Annotated in this window: 28 protein-coding genes and 1 other RNA gene; 13 read left to right on the top strand and 16 right to left on the bottom strand. The window is 65.1% G+C overall.

Annotated elements, in window-relative coordinates:
• Positions 1 to 88: 88 nt before the first annotated feature.
• From M0D65_RS00235 to M0D65_RS00225, 3 genes are all read left to right on the top strand, one after another.
• Positions 89 to 1,597, top strand: a complete 1,509-nt coding sequence (locus M0D65_RS00235; RefSeq protein ID WP_091010821.1) for a leucyl aminopeptidase — start codon at positions 89 to 91, stop codon at positions 1,595 to 1,597.
• 46 nt (positions 1,598 to 1,643) lie between these two features.
• Positions 1,644 to 2,060: a DNA polymerase III subunit chi gene (locus tag M0D65_RS00230; protein WP_266250232.1), complete on the top strand. Its 417-nt coding sequence runs from the start codon at positions 1,644 to 1,646 to the stop codon at positions 2,058 to 2,060.
• 87 nt (positions 2,061 to 2,147) lie between these two features.
• Positions 2,148 to 2,657, top strand: coding sequence for a DUF2486 family protein (locus M0D65_RS00225; protein WP_266250230.1), 510 nt, complete (start codon positions 2,148 to 2,150; stop codon positions 2,655 to 2,657).
• Positions 2,658 to 2,701: 44 nt separating this feature from the next.
• Here the strand turns inward: M0D65_RS00225 and M0D65_RS00220 are convergent, their stop codons facing one another.
• Together M0D65_RS00220 and ilvD are read right to left on the bottom strand one after the other, a co-directional pair.
• Positions 2,702 to 3,034, bottom strand: a complete 333-nt coding sequence (locus M0D65_RS00220) for a c-type cytochrome (protein ID WP_266250228.1) — start codon at positions 3,032 to 3,034, stop codon at positions 2,702 to 2,704.
• 120 nt (positions 3,035 to 3,154) lie between these two features.
• On the bottom strand, positions 3,155 to 4,828 hold the full coding sequence (ilvD, locus tag M0D65_RS00215; RefSeq protein ID WP_091010825.1) for a dihydroxy-acid dehydratase: 1,674 nt from the start codon (positions 4,826 to 4,828) through the stop codon (positions 3,155 to 3,157).
• A gap of 132 nt (positions 4,829 to 4,960) precedes the next feature.
• On the opposite strand from ilvD, the gene M0D65_RS00210 reads away from it, so the two are divergent.
• Together M0D65_RS00210 and lgt are read left to right on the top strand one after the other, a co-directional pair.
• The gene (locus tag M0D65_RS00210; RefSeq protein ID WP_266250224.1) at positions 4,961 to 5,977 is read left to right on the top strand and encodes a LysR family transcriptional regulator; all 1,017 of its coding nucleotides are present in this window, start codon (positions 4,961 to 4,963) and stop codon (positions 5,975 to 5,977) included.
• 85 nt (positions 5,978 to 6,062) lie between these two features.
• Positions 6,063 to 6,968, top strand: a complete 906-nt coding sequence (gene lgt, locus M0D65_RS00205) for a prolipoprotein diacylglyceryl transferase (protein ID WP_266250222.1) — start codon at positions 6,063 to 6,065, stop codon at positions 6,966 to 6,968.
• 132 nt (positions 6,969 to 7,100) lie between these two features.
• Here lgt and M0D65_RS00200 read toward each other — a convergent pair whose 3' ends face one another.
• The 5 genes from M0D65_RS00200 to M0D65_RS00180 all read right to left on the bottom strand — a co-directional run bounded on the left by M0D65_RS00200 (position 7,101) and on the right by M0D65_RS00180 (position 9,552).
• Positions 7,101 to 7,832, bottom strand: coding sequence for an SIMPL domain-containing protein (locus M0D65_RS00200; RefSeq protein WP_266250220.1), 732 nt, complete (start codon positions 7,830 to 7,832; stop codon positions 7,101 to 7,103).
• Between the two features lie 214 nt (positions 7,833 to 8,046).
• Positions 8,047 to 8,505, bottom strand: coding sequence for an EVE domain-containing protein (locus M0D65_RS00195; RefSeq protein WP_266250218.1), 459 nt, complete (start codon positions 8,503 to 8,505; stop codon positions 8,047 to 8,049).
• Positions 8,506 to 8,619: 114 nt separating this feature from the next.
• Positions 8,620 to 8,801: non-coding RNA, 6S RNA (gene ssrS / locus M0D65_RS00190), on the bottom strand.
• A gap of 80 nt (positions 8,802 to 8,881) precedes the next feature.
• The gene (locus tag M0D65_RS00185) at positions 8,882 to 9,196 is read right to left on the bottom strand and encodes a cell division protein ZapA (RefSeq protein WP_091010830.1); all 315 of its coding nucleotides are present in this window, start codon (positions 9,194 to 9,196) and stop codon (positions 8,882 to 8,884) included.
• Complete coding sequence (locus M0D65_RS00180; RefSeq protein WP_266250215.1) at positions 9,193 to 9,552, bottom strand: ATPase; 360 nt, start codon at positions 9,550 to 9,552, stop codon at positions 9,193 to 9,195. Before M0D65_RS00180 ends, M0D65_RS00185 begins: the two co-directional genes overlap by 4 nt.
• Positions 9,553 to 10,042: 490 nt before the next feature.
• Here M0D65_RS00180 and M0D65_RS00175 point away from each other — a divergent pair, with 490 nt between their 5' ends.
• From M0D65_RS00175 to cobC, 5 genes are read left to right on the top strand one after another with little or no spacing between them, the layout of a single operon-like run.
• Complete coding sequence (locus M0D65_RS00175) at positions 10,043 to 11,047, top strand: iron ABC transporter permease (protein ID WP_266250214.1); 1,005 nt, start codon at positions 10,043 to 10,045, stop codon at positions 11,045 to 11,047.
• Entirely contained in the window at positions 11,044 to 11,895 is an 852-nt protein-coding gene (locus M0D65_RS00170; protein WP_266250212.1) for an ABC transporter ATP-binding protein, read from the top strand. Before M0D65_RS00175 ends, M0D65_RS00170 begins: the two co-directional genes overlap by 4 nt.
• 34 nt (positions 11,896 to 11,929) lie before the next feature.
• On the top strand, positions 11,930 to 12,985 hold the full coding sequence (gene cobT / locus M0D65_RS00165; RefSeq protein WP_091010834.1) for a nicotinate-nucleotide--dimethylbenzimidazole phosphoribosyltransferase: 1,056 nt from the start codon (positions 11,930 to 11,932) through the stop codon (positions 12,983 to 12,985).
• A gap of 28 nt (positions 12,986 to 13,013) precedes the next feature.
• A complete protein-coding gene (locus M0D65_RS00160; protein ID WP_266250210.1) occupies positions 13,014 to 13,772 on the top strand; it encodes an adenosylcobinamide-GDP ribazoletransferase in 759 nt (252 codons plus the stop codon).
• Positions 13,757 to 14,350: an alpha-ribazole phosphatase gene (cobC, locus tag M0D65_RS00155; RefSeq protein WP_266250208.1), complete on the top strand. Its 594-nt coding sequence runs from the start codon at positions 13,757 to 13,759 to the stop codon at positions 14,348 to 14,350. Before M0D65_RS00160 ends, cobC begins: the two co-directional genes overlap by 16 nt.
• 43 nt (positions 14,351 to 14,393) lie before the next feature.
• Here the strand turns inward: cobC and M0D65_RS00150 are convergent, their stop codons facing one another.
• The 4 genes from M0D65_RS00150 to cobU all read right to left on the bottom strand — a co-directional run bounded on the left by M0D65_RS00150 (position 14,394) and on the right by cobU (position 18,000).
• A complete protein-coding gene (locus M0D65_RS00150) occupies positions 14,394 to 15,332 on the bottom strand; it encodes a cobalamin-binding protein (RefSeq protein ID WP_266250206.1) in 939 nt (312 codons plus the stop codon).
• Between the two features lie 64 nt (positions 15,333 to 15,396).
• Positions 15,397 to 16,524 carry a threonine-phosphate decarboxylase CobD gene (cobD, locus tag M0D65_RS00145; protein WP_266250204.1) on the bottom strand — a complete coding sequence of 376 codons (1,128 nt, stop codon included), beginning with the start codon at positions 16,522 to 16,524 and terminating at the stop codon, positions 15,397 to 15,399.
• On the bottom strand, positions 16,517 to 17,458 hold the full coding sequence (cbiB, locus tag M0D65_RS00140; RefSeq protein ID WP_266250202.1) for an adenosylcobinamide-phosphate synthase CbiB: 942 nt from the start codon (positions 17,456 to 17,458) through the stop codon (positions 16,517 to 16,519). Before cbiB ends, cobD begins: the two co-directional genes overlap by 8 nt.
• Positions 17,455 to 18,000, bottom strand: a complete 546-nt coding sequence (gene cobU, locus M0D65_RS00135; protein WP_266250200.1) for a bifunctional adenosylcobinamide kinase/adenosylcobinamide-phosphate guanylyltransferase — start codon at positions 17,998 to 18,000, stop codon at positions 17,455 to 17,457. The genes cbiB and cobU overlap by 4 nt, the downstream gene beginning before the upstream one ends.
• Positions 18,001 to 18,175: 175 nt before the next feature.
• Here cobU and M0D65_RS00130 point away from each other — a divergent pair, with 175 nt between their 5' ends.
• Complete coding sequence (locus M0D65_RS00130) at positions 18,176 to 19,663, top strand: cobyric acid synthase (RefSeq protein ID WP_266251155.1); 1,488 nt, start codon at positions 18,176 to 18,178, stop codon at positions 19,661 to 19,663.
• Positions 19,664 to 19,789: 126 nt separating this feature from the next.
• Complete coding sequence (locus M0D65_RS00125; RefSeq protein WP_266250198.1) at positions 19,790 to 20,206, top strand: DoxX family protein; 417 nt, start codon at positions 19,790 to 19,792, stop codon at positions 20,204 to 20,206.
• A gap of 124 nt (positions 20,207 to 20,330) precedes the next feature.
• On the opposite strand, the gene M0D65_RS00120 is transcribed toward M0D65_RS00125, so the two are convergent.
• The gene (locus tag M0D65_RS00120; RefSeq protein ID WP_266251153.1) at positions 20,331 to 20,750 is read right to left on the bottom strand and encodes a PaaI family thioesterase; all 420 of its coding nucleotides are present in this window, start codon (positions 20,748 to 20,750) and stop codon (positions 20,331 to 20,333) included.
• 153 nt (positions 20,751 to 20,903) lie between these two features.
• Between M0D65_RS00120 and M0D65_RS00115 the strand changes: the two genes are divergently transcribed.
• On the top strand, positions 20,904 to 21,533 hold the full coding sequence (locus M0D65_RS00115) for a ParA family protein (protein WP_091010842.1): 630 nt from the start codon (positions 20,904 to 20,906) through the stop codon (positions 21,531 to 21,533).
• A gap of 60 nt (positions 21,534 to 21,593) precedes the next feature.
• On the opposite strand, the gene panD is transcribed toward M0D65_RS00115, so the two are convergent.
• The 4 genes from panD to M0D65_RS00095 form a co-directional block, all read right to left on the bottom strand.
• Positions 21,594 to 21,980, bottom strand: coding sequence for an aspartate 1-decarboxylase (panD, locus tag M0D65_RS00110; protein WP_266250195.1), 387 nt, complete (start codon positions 21,978 to 21,980; stop codon positions 21,594 to 21,596).
• Between the two features lie 87 nt (positions 21,981 to 22,067).
• A complete protein-coding gene (panC, locus tag M0D65_RS00105) occupies positions 22,068 to 22,901 on the bottom strand; it encodes a pantoate--beta-alanine ligase (protein WP_266250193.1) in 834 nt (277 codons plus the stop codon).
• 48 nt (positions 22,902 to 22,949) lie between these two features.
• Positions 22,950 to 23,828, bottom strand: a complete 879-nt coding sequence (locus M0D65_RS00100; protein WP_308076538.1) for a ScpA family protein — start codon at positions 23,826 to 23,828, stop codon at positions 22,950 to 22,952.
• The gene (locus M0D65_RS00095) at positions 23,825 to 24,010 is read right to left on the bottom strand and encodes a DUF3460 family protein (RefSeq protein ID WP_091010846.1); all 186 of its coding nucleotides are present in this window, start codon (positions 24,008 to 24,010) and stop codon (positions 23,825 to 23,827) included. Before M0D65_RS00095 ends, M0D65_RS00100 begins: the two co-directional genes overlap by 4 nt.
• Positions 24,011 to 24,328 lie beyond the last annotated feature (318 nt).

The raw sequence follows: 24,328 nt of genomic DNA, 5'->3' as shown, positions 1-24,328 counted from the left end.
TTGCACCATCCTTGCAGCCGCCGCGGGAAAAATAGCGGATAATTGCGGCTTTCATCCTAAGCCCAGATTTTATCCGAGGACAAGCGCGATGGACTTTAGCATAAAAGCCTGTGATTGGAGCAAAGGCTCGTCAACCGGGTTCCCGACCGGCAAATCGGATTGCATCGTGATCGGTGTGTTCGAATCGCAGACGCTGTCGGGCGCGGCGCTGGAAATCGATGCGGCCACCAAAGGCCTGCTGACACGCATCATCAAGGCCGGCGACATGGACGGCAAGAGCGGTACCACACTGGTTCTGCACGAAGTATCCGGCATCGGCGCATCCCGTGTGCTGCTGGTCGGTCTCGGCAAGCAGGACAAATTCACCCAGAAAGCGTACGGCGATGCAGCACGCGCCGCATGGCGCGCAATTCTCGGCACGAAGATCGTTCAGGTCGCCTTCACGCTGGCTCAGTTGCCGGTGCTCGAGCGCTCGGCCGACTGGGCCGTGCGCGCCGCGATCCTTGCGCTGCGCGAACAGACGTACCGCTTCACGCAGATGAAGAGCAAGCCCGACCACAGCACGCGCGCGCTGAAGCGCGTCGTGTTCAGCGTCGATACCGTCGACGAAAAGGCTGCGAAGGTTGCTGCGAAGCAGGGCGCCGCGCTCGCCAACGGCATGGACCTCACGCGCGATCTCGGCAATCTGCCGGGCAACGTGTGTACGCCGACCTATCTGGCGAACACCGCGAAGAAGCTCGGTAAGGACTGGAAGCTGAAGGTCGACGTACTCGGCCAGAAGCAGCTCGAAGCGCTGAAGATGGGCTCGTTCCTGTCGGTCACGCGTGGCTCCGTCGAACCGCCCCAGTTCATCGTGATGCAGTACCAGGGCGGTGCCGCGAAGGCCGCGCCGATCGTACTGGTCGGCAAGGGCATCACGTTCGACACCGGCGGCATTTCGCTGAAGCCCGGCGAAAGCATGGACGAGATGAAGTACGACATGTGCGGCGCGGGCTCGGTGTTCGGCACGCTGCGCGCGGTCGCCGAAATGGGCCTGAAGATCAACGTGGTCGGCATCATCCCGACCTGCGAGAACATGCCCGCCGGCAACGCCACGAAGCCGGGCGACATCGTTACCAGCATGGCCGGTCTCACGATCGAAGTGCTGAATACCGATGCCGAAGGCCGTCTGATCCTGTGCGACGCGCTGACCTACGCCGAACGTTTCAAGCCGGCGGCGGTGATCGACATCGCAACGCTGACCGGCGCTTGCGTGATCGCGCTTGGTCATCACAACAGCGGCTTGTTCTCGAAGGACGATGCGCTCGCGGGCGAACTGCTCGATGCCTCGAAGGAAGCGTCGGACCCGGCATGGCGCCTGCCGCTCGACGAGGAGTACCACGAACAGCTGAAGTCGAATTTCGCGGATCTCGCGAACATCGGCGGCCGTCCGGGCGGCAGTATCACCGCCGCGTGCTTCCTGTCGCGCTTTACCGAAGCGTATCCGTGGGCCCACCTGGATATCGCCGGTACGGCCTGGAAGAGCGGTGCAGCGAAGGGCGCGACGGGACGGCCGGTGCCGCTTCTCACGCAGTTCCTGATCGACCGCTCGGCTTAATGAAGCAGCGCAACAGCGGGGCGCCTGCCCCGCGGTGGAGCGGGCCATGACGCGGATCGACTTTCATACGAACGTCGGCGACGCGCTGCTGTATGCGTGCCGCCTCGTACGCAAGGCGTATCAGGCCGGCCAGCCGACGGTGGTGCTGGCCGAACCGCCGCGTCTGCGCGCATTCGACGAGCAACTGTGGACGTTTTCACCGCTCGATTTCGTGCCGCACTGCATGGCCGGCGCGGCCGTGGTTGCGCAGACACCGATCGTGCTGACCTCGAACCTCGACGATGCACCGCATCATCAGGTGCTGCTGAATCTGGGGGCGGAGGTGCCGGCGCAGTTTGCGCGCTTCGAGCGCTTGCTGGAGATCGTCGGCAATGCGCCCGACGAACTCGCGGCGGGCCGCGAGCGCTACCGCTTCTACCGCGACCGCGGCTATGCTCTGAACAATCACAAGCAGGGCGGTTGAGTTCCGGTCCGCACATCGTGCGCCGGTCATGCCGGGCAGCCTGAAGCTGGGCCGCCGGCTCACTCGATCTTTCGACGGAGTGCTCTCGTGTCCGATCTTGACGACCATTCGATCCCGCTTCTGACCGACATTCTGGTGCCGGGCAACCCCGCACATGCACGGGCGCCGCAATGGGCGCCGGCCGGACATGCGCCATTCGAGGCCGGCGGCGGGTTTACTACCGAATCGGCGATCGGCCCGCTCAGCGGCGGTGCTACGTCCACTGCGGCGCCGGACGCACCGGTGGCGAGCTTCGTGCCGCCGCCGTCTATGGCGCCCGCGCTGGTCGCCGCCGATCTGCGCGATTCTCACGATCCCCACGGTTACGACCCCGAGGCGCTGGCCGAGCGGCTGCGTGGCCGGTTCGCGAGCTATCTGACTGGCGAAGGGCGCAGCGTGATCGAGACGCGTTGCCGCGATGCGCTGCAGGATCACTCCACCTGGCTCGTGAACCAGATCACGCGCGAAGTGGCGCTTGCGCTCGAAACGGAGCTGACCGGCTGGGTACGCGATGCGGTCAGGGACGAGATGGCGCGACGCGGCGCGGACCACCGCTGAGCGGCTGCCTGCCAAACCGTACTGCGCCACCATACTGGCGAAGGTTATTTCAGCGTCAGGATCCAGCCAGCGAGGCTCGCCGCCTGATCGGGCGTGAGTTGCGTATTGGCCGGCATCGGCACCGGGCCCCAGACGCCCGTGCTGCCTTCAAGGATCTTGTGGGCGAGATAGCTTGCCGCATCGCCACGGTCCGCATATTTTGCGGCCACGTCATGCAGTGCCGGTCCCATGAACGGGCGCTTCACCGAATGACAGCTCATGCAGTTCTGCTGCTGGGCGAGCGCGAGACCGCTGGCCGGTTCCGCATGCGCGGCACCTGCGGTCGCGATTGCGAGGGCAGCCGCCAGAGCGAGTGCCACATACATCGTTGATCTCATTCTGGTTTCTGCCGGTACGGGTGCCCGGTTGGGCGGGTGGTGTGGTGGACGCATTATAAGCAGAGGGGCGCACGGATAACCGTGCGCCCCTCTGCGTTTACGGCACCTGCCTCGCGCCCTTTAACCGGTCACGGCGCCCTTGTGAGCCGGCAGCGCGAGCGCCGCGTACTTCGCCATCACGCCGCGCGTGTAGCGCGGCTTCGGTTGCTGCCATGCGGCGCGGCGGCGTGCGAGTTCGGCGTCGTCGATGTTCAGTTGCAGCAGCAACTGGTGCGCATCGATCGTGATCGAATCGCCTTCCTCGACGAGCGCGATCGTGCCGCCGACAAACGCTTCCGGCGCGACGTGGCCGACCACCATGCCCCATGTGCCGCCGGAGAAGCGCCCGTCGGTGATCAGACCGACCGTTTCGCCGAGCCCCTTGCCGATGATCGCCGAGGTCGGCGCGAGCATTTCCGGCATGCCGGGGCCGCCTTTCGGGCCGAGGTAGCGCAGCACGACGACATCGCCGGCCTTGATCTGGTCCGCGAGAATCGCGGCGAGCGCACTCTGTTCGTCCTCGAATACACGTGCCGGACCCGTGATGACCGGGTTCTTCAGGCCCGTGATCTTCGCCACGGCGCCGTCGGTGGCCAGATTGCCCTTCAGGATGGCGAGGTGGCCTTCCTTGTAGAGCGCCTTGTCGATCGGGAAGATCACCTGCTGGTCCGCGCGCGGCACCGACGGCACGTCCTTCAGCGCTTCGGCCATCGTCTGGCCCGTGATCGTCATGCAGTCGCCGTGCAGCAGGCCCGCGTCGAGCAGCAGCTTGAGCACCTGCGGAATGCCGCCGGCCTTGTGCAGATCGGTGGCGACGTACTGGCCCGACGGCTTCAGGTTGCAGAGCACCGGCACGCGGCGGCGGATGCGTTCGAAGTCGTCGATGGTCCATTCGATTTCGGCGGTGTGCGCGATCGCGAGATAGTGCAGCACGGCGTTCGTCGAACCGCCCGTTGCCATGATCAGCGCGACCGCGTTTTCGATCGATTTCTTCGTGATGATGTCGCGCGGCTTCAGGTCGTTCTTCACCGCCTCGACGAGCACGCGGGCCGATTCGGCTGCGGAATGCACCTTTTCTTCGTCCGGATTGGCCATCGTCGACGAATACAGCAGCGACATGCCGAGCGCCTCGAACGACGAACTCATCGTGTTCGCCGTGTACATGCCGCCGCACGAACCCGACGACGGGCACGCGTTTTTCTCGATGCCTTCGAAATCCTCGTCGCTCATGCGCCCGGCCGTGAACTCGCCGACCGCTTCGAACGACGACACGATCGTCAGATCCTTGCCCTTCCAGTTGCCCGGACGGATCGTGCCGCCGTACACATAGATGCCGGGCACGTTCAGGCGGGCCAGCGCCATCATGCCGCCGGGCATGTTCTTGTCGCAGCCGCCGATCACGACCACGCCATCCATCCACTGGCCCTGCACGCAGGTCTCGATGCAGTCCGAGATCACTTCGCGCGAGACGAGCGAGTACTTCATGCCTTCGGTGCCCATCGACATCCCGTCGGAGATAGTCGGTGTGCCGAAGATCTGCGGATTCGCGTCGGCGTCGCGGATCGCGCCGACCGCCGCGTCGGCGAGACGCTGTAGTCCCGAGTTGCACGGCGTGATGGTCGAATGGCCGTTGGCGATACCGATCATCGGCTTGTCGAAGTCTTCCTTCTGATAGCCGAGCGCGTAATACATCGAGCGGTTCGGCGACCGCGCGACGCCTTGCGTGATGTTCTTCGAACGACGGTTGTACGGCATGGGGAGCTCCATCCAGTTTGTTTTGATCGGTACCCACGAGGCATGGGCGCCGGTGTTCCGCGCAAGAATGCGATGTTCGTAGATGCGTGTCTAATATATTATTAGCGATCTAATAGGTCGTAAAAAATATCGATGTTATTTGCCACCCCCGTTGTCACCCCCGCTGTTACTCCTGACCTGCGGCAGTTGCGCTATTTCATCGCCGTCGCCGAGGAGAAACACTTCGGCCGGGCCGCCGCGCGTCTGTCGATGACGCAGCCGCCGCTGTCTCAGGCGATCCGCGCACTCGAAGAAACGCTCGGCGTCGAGCTGTTCGCCCGCACCAAGCGCTCCGTCGAGCTTACGCCGGTGGGCGCCGATCTGCTGCCCGAAGTGCGCCGGCTACTGGCCGCCGCCGAGAGCCTGCGGCCGTTCGCACAGAGTCTCGCGCGAGGCGAGGCGGGGGTGCTGTCGCTCGCGTTCGTCTCGACCGCCGATTATGGTCTGCTACCGCCGTTGCTGCGCGATTTCGGCGCGCGCCATCCGCGCGTGCGGTTGCAGCTGACCGAAGCGACCAGTGACGTGCAGATCGAGGAACTGGTCGCCGGCCGCATCGATGCGGGGCTCGTCATCGCGCCGCTGCCGCCGCGCCACGCCGCGCAACTATCGTGGCTGCCGATCGTACGCGAGCCGCTGGTCATTGCGATGTCATCGGCGCTGGCGGCGCGTCTCGACGAAACCGCGGGCCGCCTGTCCGCGCCCGATGCGAGTGCCGATGCCGTCGATACAGGATGGCATCCGCAGCCGGTCAGCCTCACCGAAGTCGCCGATGAGCCGCTCGTCGTCTTCCCGCGTCGTTTGGCGCCAGGCTTTTATGACATCATTATGGATTGCTACGGCGTGGCCGGCCTCGCGCCGCGTATCGGCCAGGAGGCGATCCAGATGCAGACGATCGTGAGCCTTGTTTCGGCGGGCATGGGCGTCGCATTGGTGCCGCAGTCACTGCGTAACCTGCGGCGCACCGGCGTTGTGTACCGGCCGCTGCGCGAATCGGTGCCGGCGATCGAAACAGGACTGGTATGGCGTACGGCTGAAGTCAGCCCGGTGCTTGCCGGTTTCATCGAGATCGTGCGGGCCCATGCGGCGGCGGCAGCTCATCCGGTCGCGTAACGGCATAACGGCATAACGGCGTAATGGCATAGCGCGGCAAAACCCAGACAGCACTCCGAAGAACCCGAACCTCCACCACCACACGATGCTCATTCACCCGAATTTCGATCCTGTCGCCATCCATCTAGGGCCGCTCGCCGTGCGCTGGTACGGCCTGATGTACCTCGTCGCGTTCATTGCGGCGATCGTCGTAGGACGGTTGCGCCTGCGCCTGCCGTATGTGGCCGCGCAAGGCTGGACCGCGAAGGACATCGACGACATGCTGTTCTACGGCGTGCTCGGCACGATACTCGGCGGCCGGCTCGGTTATGTGCTGTTCTACAAGGCGAGCTGGTACTTCGCACATCCGCTCGACATCTTCAAGGTGTGGGAAGGCGGCATGTCGTTCCACGGCGGCTTTCTCGGCGTGCTGTTCGCGATGATGCTGTTCGCGTATCAGCGCAAGCGCACGTGGATGCAGGTCACCGATTTCGTCGCGCCGATGGTGCCGACCGGTCTGGCCGCGGGCCGCCTCGGTAACTTCATCAATGGCGAGCTGTGGGGCCGTGTGACCGATCCGTCCGCGCCGTGGGCAATGTTGTTTCCGGGCGCCGCCAACGAAGACGCCGCATGGCTGGCCGCTCATCCGGCGAAGGCTGCGCAGTGGCATCTCGGCGAGGTGTTTGCGCAGTACCACATGCTGCCGCGTCATCCGTCCGAGCTGTATGAGATCGCGCTCGAAGGTATCGCGCTGTTTCTCGTGCTGTGGTTCTTCGCGCGCAAGCCGCGGCCGGTTGGCGCGATTTCCGCGGTGTTTCTGATCGGCTACGGCCTCGCACGTTTCACCATCGAATTCGCCCGCGAGCCGGACGACTTTCTCGGGCTGCTCGCACTGGGGCTGTCGATGGGGCAGTGGCTGTCGCTGCCGATGATCATCGCCGGTGTTGCGATGCTGGTTTGGGCTTATCGGCGCGGCGGCCGGGCGGCGTCGCAGGCGGTTGGGGCGCGCTGAGGGGGCGGCCTGAAAGTTAAAAGTCCCTGTCTTGCATGCAAGACAGGGACTTCGGTCACGCGACGCCACGGCATACCGTGGCGTTTTTCGTCACACACGCGGTTGTGAACGCCGTGTGCGCGACCGGTGACATCACTTCATCTGCACCGACCCCGACACATTCACCGTAACCGTCGACGTCCCAGCCTCGATCGGCACCGGCGCGGAATCGGATTTTGCCTCGAAGCTCGCGGCGCGGGCCATCATCATCATCGGGCGCGGCATCACGCCGTTGCGGCCGATATTGACTTCACGGATCGTATAGCTGCTATAGCCGAACGCCTGCGCTGAGGCGGTAGCCTGCTGGCGGAACGAGGCGATCGCTTCGCCGGCAAGCTTCTGTTCGGCTGCGCGCTGCGCTTCCGGCGACAACGAGAACTGCACCTCGCCGACCTGCATGTTCGATGCAATCTGGCCCGCGAGCTTGGACGCGGCGGCGAAATCGTGCGATTCGAGGATGATCTCCGTGCGGCCGCGCCAGCCGGAGATATGGCCGTTGCGATCGGTCGACGGGCTGATCGAGAACGAGCCCGTGCGCGCCGTCACGCCACTGACGCCTTTCGCCTGACGCAGCGCGGCATCGGCATGCTGGTTCAGCGTGTTGGTGAGCGACGCCGGGTCGCTCGCTTCCTGCTCGTAAAACAGCGTGATGTTCACCACGTCCTGCGGCACATCGGCGCTGGCCTGCGCGTTCAGCGACAACACGCCCGACGGCTGATACGGCGCGACGCCCTGGGCTTGCGCGACGGACGGTACGAGCGACAGCATGAGCGGGGCGGCCGAAGCCAGGGCAAGCGCGAACGCGATGGTAGTTTTTCTGGTCATTGTGTGACTCCTTGCGTGAACAGGGTATGTGCGCAACCGGCTGGTCGCCGCTGCGCACGCTCGCGTGGCGCTTCATGCCCGTGACGGAGACGCGGTCCGGCACGCTGAATGGCACGACGCTTGCGAGTCACTTAGGTGCGAATTCGTACCGACAGGTTCCCGTCATCCGGTAGTTTCGTCATTCAGTTTCGTCGCTCGAGACGGCGGCACGGCCTTACATCAGCCGCTTGAGAATGAAACGCCATTCCTCGCTCGTCACCGGTGTGATCGACAGGCGGTTGCCTTTTGCGAGGACACGCATCTGCGCGAGTTCCGGGTGCTCGCGCAGCGCGGCAAGTGGCACCAACGGGGTCTTCTTCTTGAACACCACGTCGACGAGCACCCAGCGCGGTTCTTCCTGCTTCGACTTGGGATCGTAGTACGGGCTCTTCGGATCAAACTGGGTCGGGTCCGGGTAAGCCGTCGACGACACTTCCGCCAGCCCGGCAATACCGGGTTCCGGGCAGCTCGAGTGATAGAAGAGCACGCCGTCGCCGAGCTGCATCGTGTCGCGCATGAAGTTGCGCGCCTGATAGTTGCGCACGCCCGTCCACGGCAGCGTGTGCTTTGGCGCGTGGGCGAGATCGTCGATGCTTGCTTCGTCCGGTTCGGACTTCATTAGCCAGTAGCGCATATGAATCGAAGGAACGTGAGGGTGGATGGGAGAACCACAACGACAACGACAGCGACCGGACAAACCGCGGCGCAAAGAAAAACGGCACCGGACGAGTGTCCGATGCCGTTCGAATAAGTCCCCGCCATAGCCGCTAGGCCGGCATCCTGAACCGGAGATTCAGAATTGGTCGCAGTTAGCAGCACTTCGGGTACATCAGACAGAGTGACGCGCACACCCGTGCTGCAAATTTCCACAACCGTGCACATGGCATTGGTTCAAGGAATATATGACCTTGGCAAACCAGGCAGGGAAGCTAACAACTGGGCCGGTATGTTCCACCAACCCACTAAACCGTTTGAATCGAGATGCTTGCCAGACTCGGACTACGCTGTGACTACTGCACGCCGTACTGGCCAATGACTGTATCGAGCTGCTCGTTCATCTGGTGCATTGTACGCCGGATTTCTTCGGCGGGAAACGATTCTCCATGACGCACGCTGGCTTGCAGCTTCAGCAGTTCCGATGCGAGCGACAGCGCGGCCATCACCGCAATGCGATCCATGCCGCGCACATTGCTGTGCGTGCGGATTTTTGACATTTCCGCATCGACCCGCGCAACCGCTTCGAGCAACGCAGCTTCGGTTTCCGGCGAGCAGGCGAGACGATAGGTCTGGCCGAGAATCGCGACTTCGATCTGCTTCGTGGTCATGCATTTTCTCCGTGGCGGGCCGCATCGCTGCGGGTCTCTTCTTCCTCGTGCTGCGCGGAGGCGAGCAGATCGAGTTGACTGTCCTGCTCGGATTGACCTTTGGCACGCGGCAGTTTTTCGAGGATCGCGTTGAGCCTGACCTGCGCGTCGTCGATCTTTGCCGACAGCGCGTCGCGTTCGGCTTGCAGCGCGTTGCGCTCTTCGCGCATGTGTTCGAGTTCGGCGCGCGTTGCGTCGCAATCCGAGCGGGCCTGCGCGAGCTGCTCTTCGAGCGCCTGGCGTGCCGCGTAGTGACGCTGGCTGACCGCGATCAGCCGGCCGATGTTCTGTGAGAGTGTTTCGAGTTCGGTGAGCATGTGCTGCGTCCTCTTAAGACGGGACATTTTAGCGCGGAATGCCGCGGGTTCCGATAATTGTCTCGTTTCGAGACGTAACAGTCGTGCTTTTTACAGGTTTTTCGCGGGGTTTTGTCATGTTGTTTGCCGATGTCCGGCGGTTTTTCAGTCGCCGCGGCACCCGACGCACGACCGCAATTGCCGTTTCTTGACGCGACATCGTACGCGCTCCTACACTTGCGGCACTTTGGCGCCCACGCGTTTTTTTCGCATCGTGCGTAGTTAAACGGGAAACAGGAGGAGTTTTCGAAACCTGTTCGACAAGGACTATGAACTCGCCTCTATCTACAACACATCGCGGCGCGGCGTCCGTCACACGAATCTCGCGAGTCTCTCGATTGGCGGGCGGCAGCAGCTCGGTATGCGCTGCGAGCCCTACGCCGTCGATTAGTCCGTTCACCTCCATCATGCTGCACGGATGAACCGCATCGCGACGCGAACCGTTCGACGCATGAGCGCACAACGCGCGGCCGTCATCTGGGCCGTGCTCGCCGCATGCACGGCAGCCGTGTTCGTCGCGTCGCTGTCGCTCGGCAGCGTATCTGTGCCGCCTGCCCGTGTCTTCGCCGCATTGCTGCCTGCGCACGTCGTGCCCGCCGATCTCGGCGTCGAGATCGTGCGCTCGCTGCGGCTGCCGCGCGCGCTTGCCGGGTTCTCGTGCGGCGCGCTGCTCGCGCTCGGCGGTGCGCTGTTGCAGGTGCTGCTGCGCAATCCGCTTGCCGAGCCGTATGTGCTTGGCGTGTCCGGCGGCGCTGCGAGTTTCGCATTGCTGGCGATGAGCGCCGGCTGTGCAGTATGGCTCGTCGATGCAAGTGCATTCGCGGGCGCGTTTGCATCGATCCTGCTTGTGCTCGGTCTCGCCCGTCGCGAACTGTGGCGCGGCGAACCGCAGGACACATCGCCGCGTCTGCTGCTGACCGGTGCCGTGGTCGCGGCGGGCTGGGGCGCGGCGATCACGCTGCTGCTCACCGTCGCGCCGGACAACCGTCTGCGCGGCATGCTGTTCTGGCTGACCGGCGATCTGAACGGCGGCGGCATGCCGTGGACCGCGCTCGCCGCACTCGTCGTCGTACTCCTCGCGATCGTGCCCGCCGCGCCGCAACTTAACGTATTGCTGCGCGGCGACGCGGCCGCGCAGGCGCTCGGCGTTGCCGTCGTGCCGCTGCGCCTGCGCACCTATCTGGTCGCATCGCTTGCCGCGGCTGCTGCCGTGACGACGGGCGGCACGATCGGCTTCGTCGGTCTGGTGGTACCGCATATGGTGCGGCTCGCGTTCGGCAACGATCAGCGGATGTTGCTGCCCGCCGCAGCGTTAGGCGGCGGTCTCGCGGTGATGGGCGCCGACCTGGTCGCGCGCACGGTGATTGCGCCTGCGCAACTGCCGGTCGGTGTGATCACCGCGCTGATCGGCGTGCCGGTGTTTCTCTGGATGCTGTTGCACAGGCGGCGCGGATGACCGGCCACGACACGACATCCAGGAATGCACCGCAGGCAGCGACGCTTGCGATGCAACACGTGACGCTGCGCGCCGGCGAGCGCGTGCTACTCGACGACGTCACGCAGACCTTCGGCCCCGGCGAGCTGTGGTGCATCGCCGGGCCGAACGGTGCAGGCAAGACGACGTTGCTGTCGGTGCTGGCCGGTTTACTGCCGCCCGCTGCCGGGCACGTCGAGATCGATGGCGTTTCGCTCGATCGCTGGGCCGCCGTACCGCTCGCGCAGCGACGCGCGCTGATGCCGCAGAGCCTGCACGACGCGTTCAGCGCGAGCGTGCTCGATATCGTGATGCTGAATCGCTTTCCGCACCTGGCCGGCTGGGGCTGGGAACGCTCGGACGATCTTGCCGCCGCACACTCGGCACTCGCGATGCTCGGCCTCACCGCACTCGCGTCACGCGACGTGCTGTCTTTGTCGGGCGGTGAACGGCAACGGGTGTCGCTTGCCGCCGTGCTGTGCCAGAATGCGCCCCTGCTGCTGCTCGACGAGCCGCTTGCGCATCTCGACCTGCATCATCAGATCGAGTGTCTCGATGTGCTGACAGCGTGGGCGCGCGCGGCCGGGCGCACGGTCGTGTTCTCGTGCCACGACCTGAACCTCGCGCGCCGTTATGCGACGCATGCGTTGCTGCTCGACGGCAATGGCCATGCGCAGGCCGGTGCGGCGCGCGATGTGCTGACGCCCGAACTGGCGAGCCGCGCGTTCGGCTACCCGCTGATATTGATTCGCGAAGGGGAGCACGAAGCGCTGATCCCCGCGGTACAGTCCCGTTATTCGTCCGACAACGCCCGGCCCTCATCGCGGTGATCGGCGCAGACGGTTTTTCTTTCAACCGGACAACATGATCTTTTCACCTCTTGTCTTGCCCGTCGTCGAGCCGCTCGATTCCTCTTTGCGCGACGATCTTCAACGGATCATCGATGCCAAGACCAAGCCGCCCGGCAGTCTGGGCCGCCTGGAGACGCTCGCGCGGCAGATCGGGCTGATCCAGCAGACCACGCAGCCGAGCGTGACCCGCGCGACCATGATCGTCTTCGCGGGCGACCACGGCATTGCTGCCGAGGGCGTGAGCCCCTATCCGCAGGAGGTGACCGCACAGATGGTCGCGAACTTCCTCGCGGGCGGCGCCGCGATCAATGCGCTGAGCCGCGTTGCCGACCTGACGCTCGAGATCGTCAACGCCGGTATCGCAACACCGTTGCCCGACAGCGAAGGGCTCGTCAATATTCCAGTCGCATACGGCACGCGCAACTTCATGCACGAACCCGCGATGACGCGCGACCAGGTCATCGCGGCAGTGCAGGCCGGCATCGAGCGCGTGCGGCACCACGCGGCGCTCGGCACCAACGTGATCGGCTTCGGCGAGATGGGGATTGCGAATACGTCGTCGGCTGCGTGTCTGATGAGCCGGCTGTGCGGCGTATCGATCGACGAGTGTGTCGGTCGCGGAACCGGGCTCGATAACGCCGGACTCGCGAAAAAGCGCAACGTGCTCGCATCGGCGCTTGCGCTTTATCCGGCGTCGATCCATCCACTCGATGTGCTCGCCACGTTCGGCGGTTTCGAGATCGCGATGATGGCGGGCGCATACATGGCCGCGGCGGAAGCGCGCATGGTGACGCTCGTCGACGGCTTCATCGCGACGGCCGCGCTGCTGGTAGCCGATGCGCTGGTGCCGGGCGTGCGCGAGTATTGCGTGTTCGCGCATGCGTCGAACGAAGCGGGGCACCGGCGCATGCTCGATCACTTCGGCGCGATGCCGCTGCTCGCGCTCGATATGCGGCTCGGCGAGGGCACGGGCGCCGCGGTCGCGGTGCCGCTGCTGCGTGCAGCTGTCGCGATCGTCAACGAGATGGCGAGCTTCGAGTCGGCCGGTGTTGCCACCCGCCGGCCCTGAACGCAGCGCTTATCCGAGGCAGGCGTCGATGCATCCGTTGACCGAACTGCGTTACTTCTTCACCGCACTCGGCTACTTCACGCGCGTGCCGGTGCCGCGTTGGGTCGGCTACGAGCCGCATTATCTGAATGCGGCGGCGCGCTATTTTCCGCTTGTTGGTGCGATGGTGGGGGCGCTTGGCGCGCTCGTGTATCTGGCGGCACTGCATCTGTTTCCCGTAGGCGTGGCGGTGCTGCTGTCGATGGTCGCGACGCTCGTCGTCACCGGTGCGTTTCATGAGGACGGGCTGGCGGACTGCTGCGATGGGTTCGGCGGCGGCTATACCCGCGACGATGTGTTGCGCATCATGCAGGACTCGCGTATCGGCGCATTCGGTGCGATCGGTCTCGTGCTTGCGCTCGCGCTGAAATGGCAGACGCTCGCGGCGTTGCCGCCGGCACGCGCCGCGTGGCTGATGATCGCCGCGCACGCGGCGAGCCGCGCCGGTGCGATCAGCTATCTGACGACGCTCGATTACGTACGCGCAGAAGGCAAGGCAAAACCGGTGGCGCAGCGCATGGGCGTGGCGGCTTTCGGCGTGGCTGCCGTGTTCGGTTTGCCATGGCTGTTATGGCCGGACTGGCGCTGCGGCCTTGCGATGCTCGCGGTGCTCGTCGTGCTGCGCGTTTTAATCGGTCGCTACTGGGTACGGCGCATCGGCGGTTATACCGGCGACTGCCTCGGCTTCGCGCAGCAGATCTTCGAACTGGCAATCTATCTGACGGGGCTCGCATGGATCTCGTCCTGATCCGTCATGCGGCCGTTTCCGTTGCTGCGGGCGTGTGCTACGGCCGCACCGACGTGCCGCTCGCGCATGAGCCGGCAATTGCATCGGCAGCCGCTGTCGCGCGTCTGGCTGCGCTGCGCGCGCCGCATCCTCGCGCACTATTCACGAGTCCGCTGACGCGTTGCGCGAGCATCGCGACTTCGCTTGCCGGGCATTTCGACTGCGCCTGCCGTATCGATACGCGTCTCGAAGAGATGAACTTCGGCGCGTGGGAAATGCAGCGCTGGGATGCGATCGAACGCGCGCAACTCGATGCATGGGCCGCCGATTTCGATCATGCGCGGCCGCACGGTGGCGAGAGCGTCGCGCAGTTCGCGGCGCGCGTCGGAGCGTGGCTCGATGACGCGGTAGCTGCGTGCGAAGCGTCGTCGGTTGCCTATGTCGTGACGCACGCCGGCGTCATGCGTGTCGCTACGGCGCTTGCGCTGGAACTGCCGGTCGAGCGCTGCGTGCAGTGGGCGCTTGAGATGGCCGCCGTCGTCTGGCTGCGGCGCGACGAAGCGAACGGGCGCTGGACGCTAGTGCGCTGGAACGCGTAAGCGTTCAGCGCTTGCGGTAGGTATCGGCGTTGCTCAGACGTTGTTATTGCACGCTGCCGGCCGCTCCAGCCGGTCGACGCGAGCGCGCCGTGTCGAGATCCTCGCACAGCTGCGCAGCACCCTGCGCGATACGCGGTGCGGGCCGGTTGATCAGATCGCCGTCGATCGCAAACAGGTTGTTGCGCGCAACCGCTGTCAGCGCCGGCCACGCGCGCCATGTGTCGAGTTGCGACAACGGATGGTCCGGAGCAGTCGCCCCTTGCGACGCCGTGACGATTGCCTCAGGATTCGCCGCGAGCACCGCTTCCGTCGATACGGTCGGCACCAGCGGTTCGAGCTGCGCGAATACATTGCGCCCGCCGCACAGCGCGATCACGTCGCTGATCATGTGCGTACCGTTGAGCGTCATCAGCGGTTTGTCCCACACCTGGTAGAACACACTCACCGGCGGCCGCGTTGCGTAACGCGTGCGTAACTGCGCAATGCGCTGGCGGAATGCAGTTGCGGCTGCATCGGCGGTTTGCTGTGTGTCGAGCAGCACGCCGAGTTTTGTCAACGTGCTCGCGATGTCGTCGAGATGTTTGGGCTCGCTGAAAAAGAGCGGGATGTGCAGCTCGCGCAGCCGCTCGAGTTGAGCTTGTGCATTACCGTGCCGCCATACGACGATCAGGTCCGGCTTCAGCGCGACGATGCGTTCGAGGTCGAGCGCCTTGTTGTCGCCGACGCGTGGCAGTTGCTTCGCTTCGGGCGGGTAGTCGCTGTAGGTGACCGCACCAACGAGCTTCGCGCCGCCGCCCGCGGCATAGAGCAGCTCGGTGACGTGCGGCGCGAGACTGATCACGCGTTGTGCGGGCGCTGCGAGCGTGACGGTTGCGCCGCTGTCGTCGGTAACGGCGATGGCTGCGTGCGCAGCGCGGCTGAATGGCAGCAAGGTCGCGCAGGCAAGAGTGAATACGGCGGCGAGGCGAACGGAGCGGATCATTGCGATGAATGTAGGGAGCAGGGTGGTTGCGGTGCGCTCAACTGTGTCGCGGGCGGCGCGTGATTCAACGGTTGTGCAGCGCATCGATTGCTTCGATGCTCTCCTGCAATGCTTGCTCGAAACGCTGCCAGTCCGCGGGTGTGGCCGGCAGGCCGAAGCGCAGGCTGGCCGGTTGCGTGAACAAGCGTGTCCAGATACCACGCTCGGCGAGCGCACGATGCAACGCAGCGGCACGCACGTCGTCGGTCCATGCGAAGAGCGGAGTGGCTTGCGATACCAGACGATGCGCATGCAGTAGATCGACGAGCCGTGTGCTGTCCGCGGCGAGGCGGTTGCGCATCTGCTGTTGCCATGCGCGATCGGCGAACGCTGCGCTTACGGCGTGACGAGCGGGACCGCTGACCGTCCATGCGCCGAGCACGTCGCGCAATGCGCGAAGCTGCGCCGGCACAGCCAGCACGAAGCCCGCGCGTACGCCCGCGAGGCCGAAGAACTTGCCGGGGGAACGCAGCACGACGAGACCGGGCAGCGCGACGCGATCGGCCAGCGATGCGCGCGGCGCGATATCCGGCATCGCATCGGCGAACGCTTCGTCGACGATCAGCGTGCCGCCGCGTGCCGACAACTGCGCGTGCCAGCGCAGAAGTTTTTTCGCATCGAGATACGCGGCGGTCGGGTTGTTCGGATTGACGACGACCGCGTGGGTGAGCACATCGGGCAGGTTCTCGCACGCTACGTCGAGTGCGCTCACGGCGTAGCCTGCGCGTGCGAACGCCGGCGCGTATTCGCTATACGTGAGCGGCGCGATACCGACGGTTGCGCGCGTCGACGACTCGGGTCGCGATGCGGGCGATGAAGCAGGTAGCGCAGGCAACGCAGACAACAACGCAGGCAACGCGCGGATCGCCGCCTGGCTGCCGGCCACCGGCAACACATGCTCCGCATCCGGTGCGCCGTAATAGCGCGCGGCGCATTCGGCGAAATCGTCACCTTCGTCGGGCAGACGTCGCCATGTATCGGGCGGCACGGGCGGTACGGGATAGCCGTGCGGATTGATACCCGTCGACAGATCGAGCCATGACGCGTACGGAATGCCGTACAGGCGCGCAGCCTCGTGCAGATTGCCGCCGTGTATCACCGCGCCCGGCACGGTAGCTGGGCTCGAAGTAGCAACGCTGATCTCGCTATGCATGAAACGGCACACTCAGTAGCGCCAGCACGATCAACACAGCCAGCCAAAGCGTGACCGTGCGCTCAACCAGTTGCAGCGCGGCCGGAACATGCCTGGCCGCGGCTGGCTCGCCGGCGCCGAGCGTCGGACGTTGCTCGAGCGCGCCGTGATACACAGCCGCCCCACCGATCCGCACATTCAGGCTCCCCGCGCCCGCCGCCATCACAGGCCCCGCGTTCGGGCTGTCCCAGCGCCGCGCCTGATCGCGCCAGCAGCGCCACGCGGTGCGCGTGTCGCCGAGCAGCGCATAGCTCGTGGCCGTCAGGCGCGCGGGAATCCAGTTGAGCACATCGTCGATGCGCGCCGCGGCCCAGCCGTAGCGCAGATAGCGCGGCGTGCGGTAGCCCCACATCGCATCGAGCGTATTGGCGAGACGGAACGCGAGCGCACCGGGGCCGCCCGCAATCGCGAACCAGAACAACGCGCCGAAGATCGCATCGTTGCCGTTTTCGAGCGCCGATTCGACAGCGGCGCGCGCGAGCGCGGCTTCGTCGGCGGTTGCGGTTTCGCGCGACACGATGCGCGAGGTCAGCACGCGCGCCTGCGCCAGATCGCGCCGCGCAAGCGCGGCGGCAATCGGCGCGATGTGGTCGTGCAGGCTGCGCGCGCCGAGCGCGAACCACAGCAGCGCGACATGGACCGTACACGCGAGCGGCAACGGCAACACCGCGACGAGCCACGCGGCGATAGCCACCGGCGGCGCGACTGCGAGCAGCCAGCCGAGCAGCCCCGCGAGCCGGCCGCGCCGGCCGGTGTTCAGACGCGCTTCGAGCGCGCCAGCGAGCTTGCCGAAACCGACCAGCGGATGAGCGGTGCGCGGCTCGCCGGTCCAGCGGTCGATGGCGACGGCAAGCGTCGCGAGCGCGGCGGTCAGCGGGAGGGACAGCATGATCATGGGCGCGCGGTCTTCAATACGAGCGGCAGGCCCGCGACCATCATCGTGACTTCGCTACTCAGCGCAGCGATCCGTTGATTGAGCCGGCCGAGTTCGTCCACATAGAGACGCGTCGCCGCGCCGAGCGGCACGACGCCAAGGCCGATCTCGTTGCTCACGATGATGATCTTGCCTGCCGCGTGGGCGAGCGCGTGTTCGAAGGCGATGAAACGTTGCGCGCTGTCGTCGGGGGCGGGCGTACCGTCGGGTGGACACAGCAGGTTGGCGAGCCACAGCGTCAGGCAATCGATCAGGATGCATTGCCCGGGCGCATCGGTGGCGGCGACGGCGCCGGCCAGATCGAGTGGCGCTTCGAGCAGACGCCAGTGCGCAGGACGGCGCTCGCGATGATGCGCGACCCGCTCGGCGAATTCGGCATCGGCGATGCGTGCGGTGGCGATGTAGGTAACCGGACGGGCGCTGTCGCTCGCGAGTTGTTCGGCGTGCGCGCTCTTGCCCGAGCGGGCGCCGCCGAGCACGAAGGTAAGGTCGGGGGAAATCATCGCGTGATTGTACCGGCTTGGGTTCGCGTTCAGCCTCGTCGTGGGCTCGTGCGATGGGATAATGCGCGGTCTTTCCTGTCCGCCTCATTACCACCTGGTCCACCCCGTGACTGCGCTATCCGACTCCCTTCCGCCCGCCGGTTTGACCGTGCCAACCGTGCCAAGTGGCACGCTGATGATCCAGGGCACGACCTCCGATGCCGGCAAGAGCACGCTCGTCGCGGGTCTGTGCCGGCTCGCCCGTCGCGCGGGTGCGAAGGTCGCGCCGTTCAAGCCGCAGAACATGGCACTGAACAGCGCGGTGACGGTGGACGGCGGCGAGATCGGTCGTGCGCAGGCATTGCAGGCAGTCGCCGCGGGCATCGACGCGCACACCGATCTGAACCCGGTGCTGCTCAAGCCGACCAGCGACCGCGGCGCGCAGGTGATCATCCACGGTAAGGCGCGCATGAATCTCGATGCGCGCGCGTATCACGACTACAAGCCGGTCGCGTTCGATGCGGTGCTCGCGTCGTATCGGCGTCTGCAGGCGCGCTTCGAAACGATTTTCGTCGAAGGCGCGGGCAGTCCCGCCGAGATCAATCTGCGTGATCGCGATATCGCGAACATGGGTTTTGCGGAAGCGGTCGATTGTCCGGTGGTACTGGTGGCTGATATCGACCGCGGCGGGGTGTTCGCGCATCTGACGGGAACGCTTGCCTGCCTGTCGGCCAGCGAACGGGCAAGAGTGCAGGGCTTCGTGATCAATCGTTTTCGCGGCGATATCGGGCTGCTGCAACCGGGGCTCGACTGGCTCGAAGCGCAGACCGGCAAGCCGGTGTTCGGCGTGCTGCCGTATCTGCATGGCCTGACACTCGATGCCGAGGACATGCTGCCGCGCGAATTGCGGGCCGCGCACGCGGGCGCGGGCATGGGCACGGCAAACGGCGTGCTGCGCGTTGTCGTACCGGTGTTGCCGCACATCAGCAATCACACCGATTTCGACGCGTTGCGCGCGCATCCGCAGGTCGATTTCCACTATGTACGCAGCGGCAGCCCGCCGCCGCCCGCCGATCTGATCGTGCTGCCCGGCTCGAAGAACGTGCAGGGCGATCTCGCGTTCCTGCGCGCGCAGGGGTGGGACGCGGTGTTGCAACGGCATCTGCGCTATGGCGGCAAGGTGATCGGTATCTGCGGTGGCATGCAGATGCTGGGGCGCGAAGTGGCCGATCCGCATGGTGTCGAGGGGGCGCCGGGTACGGTGGCCGGGCTCGGCTGGCTCGATTTTTCGACGACGCTGACACGCGAGAAAACGCTCGCCAACGTAACCGGCACGCTCGCGCTGCCGGGCGCGCCGGCTGCGGCCGGCTACGAGATCCACATGGGCGAGACGCAGGGGCCGGCGCTCGCCACGCCGGCATTGCACCTCGCGAGCGTTGCCGGGCCGCGTCCCGACGGCGCGCGTTCTGCCGACGACCAGATTCTCGCCACCTATGTCCACGGCCTGTTCGACACGCCGGCCGCCTGCGCGGCGTTGCTCGCGTGGGCGGGTCTCGGCGCCGCCGAGGAAATCGACTACCCGGCGCTGCGGGAAGCTTCGCTGGACCGGCTCGCCGACACGCTGGACGAGCATCTGGACCTGCCCAGGTTATTCGCGGCGATGCGTGAGCCGACGAATCGGTGAATCGATTAAATCCTGTCAGGAAATAATCTAAGCTCCAGAGCCGGTTTTTCCACCTCACAGGCTCGAATATAGTGCGACCCAACGACGGCACTGCTTGCCGTCCGTTCAACCCATCAAGGAGTCGCCATGCATTCGAACCGTTCCGCTGATGCGGCCGCGCTGCTGCTGCGCGTGGCGCTAGGCGTGCTGTATCTCGCCCACAGCCTGCAAAAGATCTTTGTGTTCACGCTGCCGGGCACCGCGCAGTTTTTCGTCTCTCTGGGCCTGCCGGGCTGGCTGGGCTACGTGACGGCGTTCGTCGAGTTGTTCGGCGGCATCGCCTTGTTGCTTGGTGTTCAGGTGCGCTGGGTCGCGCTGGTGCTGCTGCCGTTCATGCTGGGCGCGATGTCCGCCCACCTGCACAACGGCTGGGGCTTCGCATCGCCGAACGGCGGCTGGGAATATCCGGCGTTCTGGGCGGTGACGCTGGTGGTGCAGTCGTTGCTGGGCAACGGTCTTGGGGCCGTCGGCGCGGTGAAGGCGACGCGTCCCGCCGTCGCCTGAAGTTGCTGGGTCAGCGTGCTGAAGGGGCGGGTGGCCAAGGCTGCCCGCCCCGAATCCGCTTTCCAGGTTCGCTTCCTGGATGCGGCGCTACGGGTACTTCGCAAGGCGCCTCGCCACTCCCTCTTCAATACAACACCATCTGCGTGCAGCGAAACAGCGCAATGGTCTTGCCGTTCGGGTCCAACACCGTCGCATCCCAGACCTGCGTGGTGCGCCCAATATGGACTCCCTTGGCCACCGCCCGGATCGTGCCTTCCCGCGCGGTGCCGAGGAAATTGCTCTTCAGTTCGATGGTCGTGAAACTCTGAGCTTTCTCCGGCAGGTGCGCGAGGCACGCATAGCCGCAGGCGGTATCGGCGAGGGCGACCACGGTCGCCGCGTGCAGGAAGCCGTTCGGCGCCAGCAGGTCGGGGCGTACCGTCAGTTCGGCGCTCAATGAACCTTCTTCAAGCGAAATAGCCCGAAAACCGATCAGCTCGGGGAGCGTGCCGCGCTGGCGTTCCTGCATGCGCTCGAGGGTGTATTCGGGGCGAAGCTTCGTCATGGTCTGGTGTCCTCGTAGAAAGAAATGCACACCGAATGGTCGTTCTTGTTTCGGTGCGGCGGGTTTTGCCGATATTATCAACGGCTGGATCGACTTTTGACGGCAAGAAACGGCAAACCGGCTGGCTGCGCCAGCCATCTTCCGGGGGCATTCATGACGGTAATCGTGGTGGCGAATCCGAAGGGCGGCGTGGGCAAGAGCACGCTGTCGACCAATCTGGCAGGCTATTTCGCCGCCGCGGGCGAGTGGGTTGCGCTCGCGGATCTGGACAAACAGCATTCAGCGCATGCGTGGCTCGAGCTGCGGCCCGCCACGCTCCCGCCGATCGAAATCTGGGAGGTCGACCCCGAGGCGCCGGCCAAACCGCCCAAGGGCCTCGAGCACGCGATCATCGATACGCCTGCCGGCTTGCACGGCAACCGGCTCGGCGTTGCGCTCGATCTGGCCGACAAGGTCATCGTGCCGCTGCAGCCGTCGTTGTTCGATATTCTCGCCACCCAGGAATTTCTCGAACACCTCGCGAAAGAAAAAGCCATCCGGAAGGGCCGCATCGAGGTCGGTGTGGTCGGGATGCGCGTCGATGCGCGCACGCGCTCGGCGGATCAGTTGCATCGTTTTGTCGAGGGACTGAAGCTGCCGGTGCTCGGCTTTGTGCGCGATACGCAGAACTATGTACAGCTGGCGGCGCACGGCCTCACGCTGTGGGACGTGGCGAAGAGCCGGGTCGAGAAGGACCTGGAGCAGTGGCAATCGATCATCGATTGGGCCAGCAAGAAAACCTGACGCTGCCACGCGCGGCACGGTGAAGCGTTCGGGCCACGATCGGCCCGACGCGCAAGGTCATCAGGTCCAGGTTTGCGTCGGCACGTGGTCGCGACTGCCCTTGATCCGGTTGTCGCCATCGACGAATACCAGGTCCGGTTTCCATCCCGCCTTCAGCTCGGCCTCGTCGACCGTGGCAAATGCCGCGATGATGACGAGGTCGCCGAGTTGCGCCCGGCGCGCCGCCGACCCATTCAGCGAAATCATGCCGCTGCCGCGCTCGCCCTTGATCGCGTAGGTCGAAAAACGCTCGCCGTTATTGATGTTCCAGATGTCGATGCGTTCGTTTTCGACGATGTTCGCGGCTTCGAGCAGGTTCTCGTCGATCGCGCACGAGCCTTCGTAGTGCAGTTCGCAGTGCGTGACGACGGCGCGATGGATCTTCGACTTCAGCATGTGGCGTTGCATGGACTGGCGTTCCGTAAGCAAGTAGTCGCGGCCCGGGCGCATGGGGTGCATGCGGCGCGCCGGGCCGGCGGGAGGTTCAGGCGGGTTTTAGATTTCGAGGTTGTCGATCAGGCGCGTCGCACCGAGCTTCGCGGCGGCGAGTACGACGAGCGGCGCATCGGTTTCATGCGCGGCAGGTGCCTGCAGGTTCACGCGTTTGCGCACGGCGATGTAATCGGGCTGCCAGCCGCGCGCGGCGAGCGTGGCCATCGCCTGCTGCTCGATCTTCGCGAAGTCGCGCTCGCCGGCCAGCACCGCGGTGCGCACACCGTTCAGCGCGATGGCCAGTTGCGGCGCTTCGGCGCGCTCGGTGGGCTGCAGATAGCGGTTGCGCGAACTGAGCGCGAGTCCGTCGGCGTCGCGCACGGTTTCCGCGGCAATGATGTCGGTTGGGAGCGCAAACTGGTGGCACATCTGTCGCACGATCATCAACTGCTGGTAATCCTTCTTGCCGAACACCGCGACGCGCGGCTGCACGCACGACATCAGCTTCATCACCACCGTGCACACACCCTGGAAGAAGCCGGGCCGGAATTCGCCTTCGAGAATATCGCCAAGATCCTGCGGCGGATGCACGCGATATTGCTGCGGCTCCGGATACAGATCGCGCTCGGTCGGCGCGAACAGCACGTAGACGTTTTCCTTCTGCAGCTTCTCGACGTCCTCTTCGAACGTGCGCGGGTATTTGTCGAAGTCCTCGTTCGGGCCGAATTGCAGCCGGTTGACGAAGATGCTCGCGACAACCGGGTCGCCGTGCTGGCGCGCAAGACGCATCAGCGAAAGATGGCCTTCGTGCAGGTTACCCATCGTCGGGACGAACGCAGTGCGGTTCTGGCCGCGCAACTGGTCGCGCAATTCGTGGATCGAGCTGATGATTTTCATGATCGGCGGTGCACTCCTCGCACGGGGCGGGGTGGCGGGTCTCCGTAGTTATGCCGGCAGATACGCGAGGCGCACGTAGATCGGCGCAAACGGTTCGGCCTGGGTGATCTCGATCAGCGATTCGCGCGACAGCTCCAGCATCGCGATGAAGTTCACCACGACCACCGGCACACCGCGCGATGTGTCGAACAGATCCGAGAATTCCATGAAGCGCGCATTCTGCAGCCGGCGCAGGATCGTGCTCATGTGCTCGCGCACCGACAGTTCCTCGCGCGAGATGCGGTGATGCTGGACGAGCTTCGCCCGCTTGATCACATCCGCCCATGCCATGCGCAGATCGTCGCTGTTCACGTCCGGAAAGCGCGGCGTCATGCTCTGCTCGATGTACACCTCGGCGCGCAGGAAGTCGCGGCCGAGCTGCGGCAACTGGTCGAGACGCTGCGCCGCGAGCTTCATCTGCTCGTACTCGAGCAGACGGCGCACGAGTTCGGCGCGCGGATCTTCCGCTTCCTCGCCGCTATCGGCCTTTCTGACCGGCAGCAGCATGCGCGACTTGATCTCGATCAGCATCGCGGCCATCAGCAGGTATTCGGATGCCAGTTCGAGGTTCGACTCGCGCAGCTGTTCGACGTAACCGAGGTACTGCACGGTGACGTCGGCCATCGGGATGTCGAGCACGTTGAAGTTCTGCTTGCGGATCAGGTACAGCAGCAGATCGAGCGGGCCTTCGAACGTTTCGAGAAAGACCTCGAGCGCATCCGGCGGGATATACAGGTCTTGCGGGAGCTTGAAGAGCGGTTCGCCGTACAGGCGCGCGAACGCGATACCGTCGACGGTATCGGGTGTCGTATCGGTTACGGGCGCAGCGAGCGCGGCGTCGGACTGATCCTGCGCCGGGCGGGCCTCGTCGGCGGTCGTCACGCTCAGAAGTTCTGGTAGTAGACGTAAGGCGTTTGTTCTACGCGCGAGGCTTGCTGGTGCGCGCGTTCGTCGAGATCGACCGGCTGTTTGTCCCACAGCAGCGAACGGCCACGGCGCTGTTCCGCTTCGAGTGCGGGCTTTTGTTCTTTGAGCTGGTTCAGAAACTGGGTGATGTCCGATTGATACATGGCTCGACGTCCGTGAAAGAGGGGGGCGGCAGCGGGGCGGGAGGTCTGCCCGGCGGCTTTTCGCGCGGTGTGGCGGAATTTTACAGCATGCGAAAGCGCGCGGTCGAATTTGCGGAACATCGGCCGGGGGCGCGCGTCCAAGGCGAGCAGCGCACGCAGGTCAGCGGAGGCCAGGCCCTGCCGATGTGGTCAAATAGCGAGCTTCGGCCACGCTCGCAGCGCCGAATTAACCATTCATATCAACCACGGCCTGGGAGGTCCTGTTTGGCGGGGTGTCCGATCGAACCGTCGTACGTGCACCGCCCTGGCTGGGGGCCC

This window comes from Paraburkholderia sp. CHISQ3 (assembly GCF_030464945.1).
GTDB classification, from domain to species: Bacteria; Pseudomonadota; Gammaproteobacteria; order Burkholderiales; family Burkholderiaceae; genus Paraburkholderia; species Paraburkholderia megapolitana.
The sequence above is the reverse complement of the archived record's forward strand: the minus strand, read 5'-3'. Positions and strand labels throughout refer to the sequence as shown.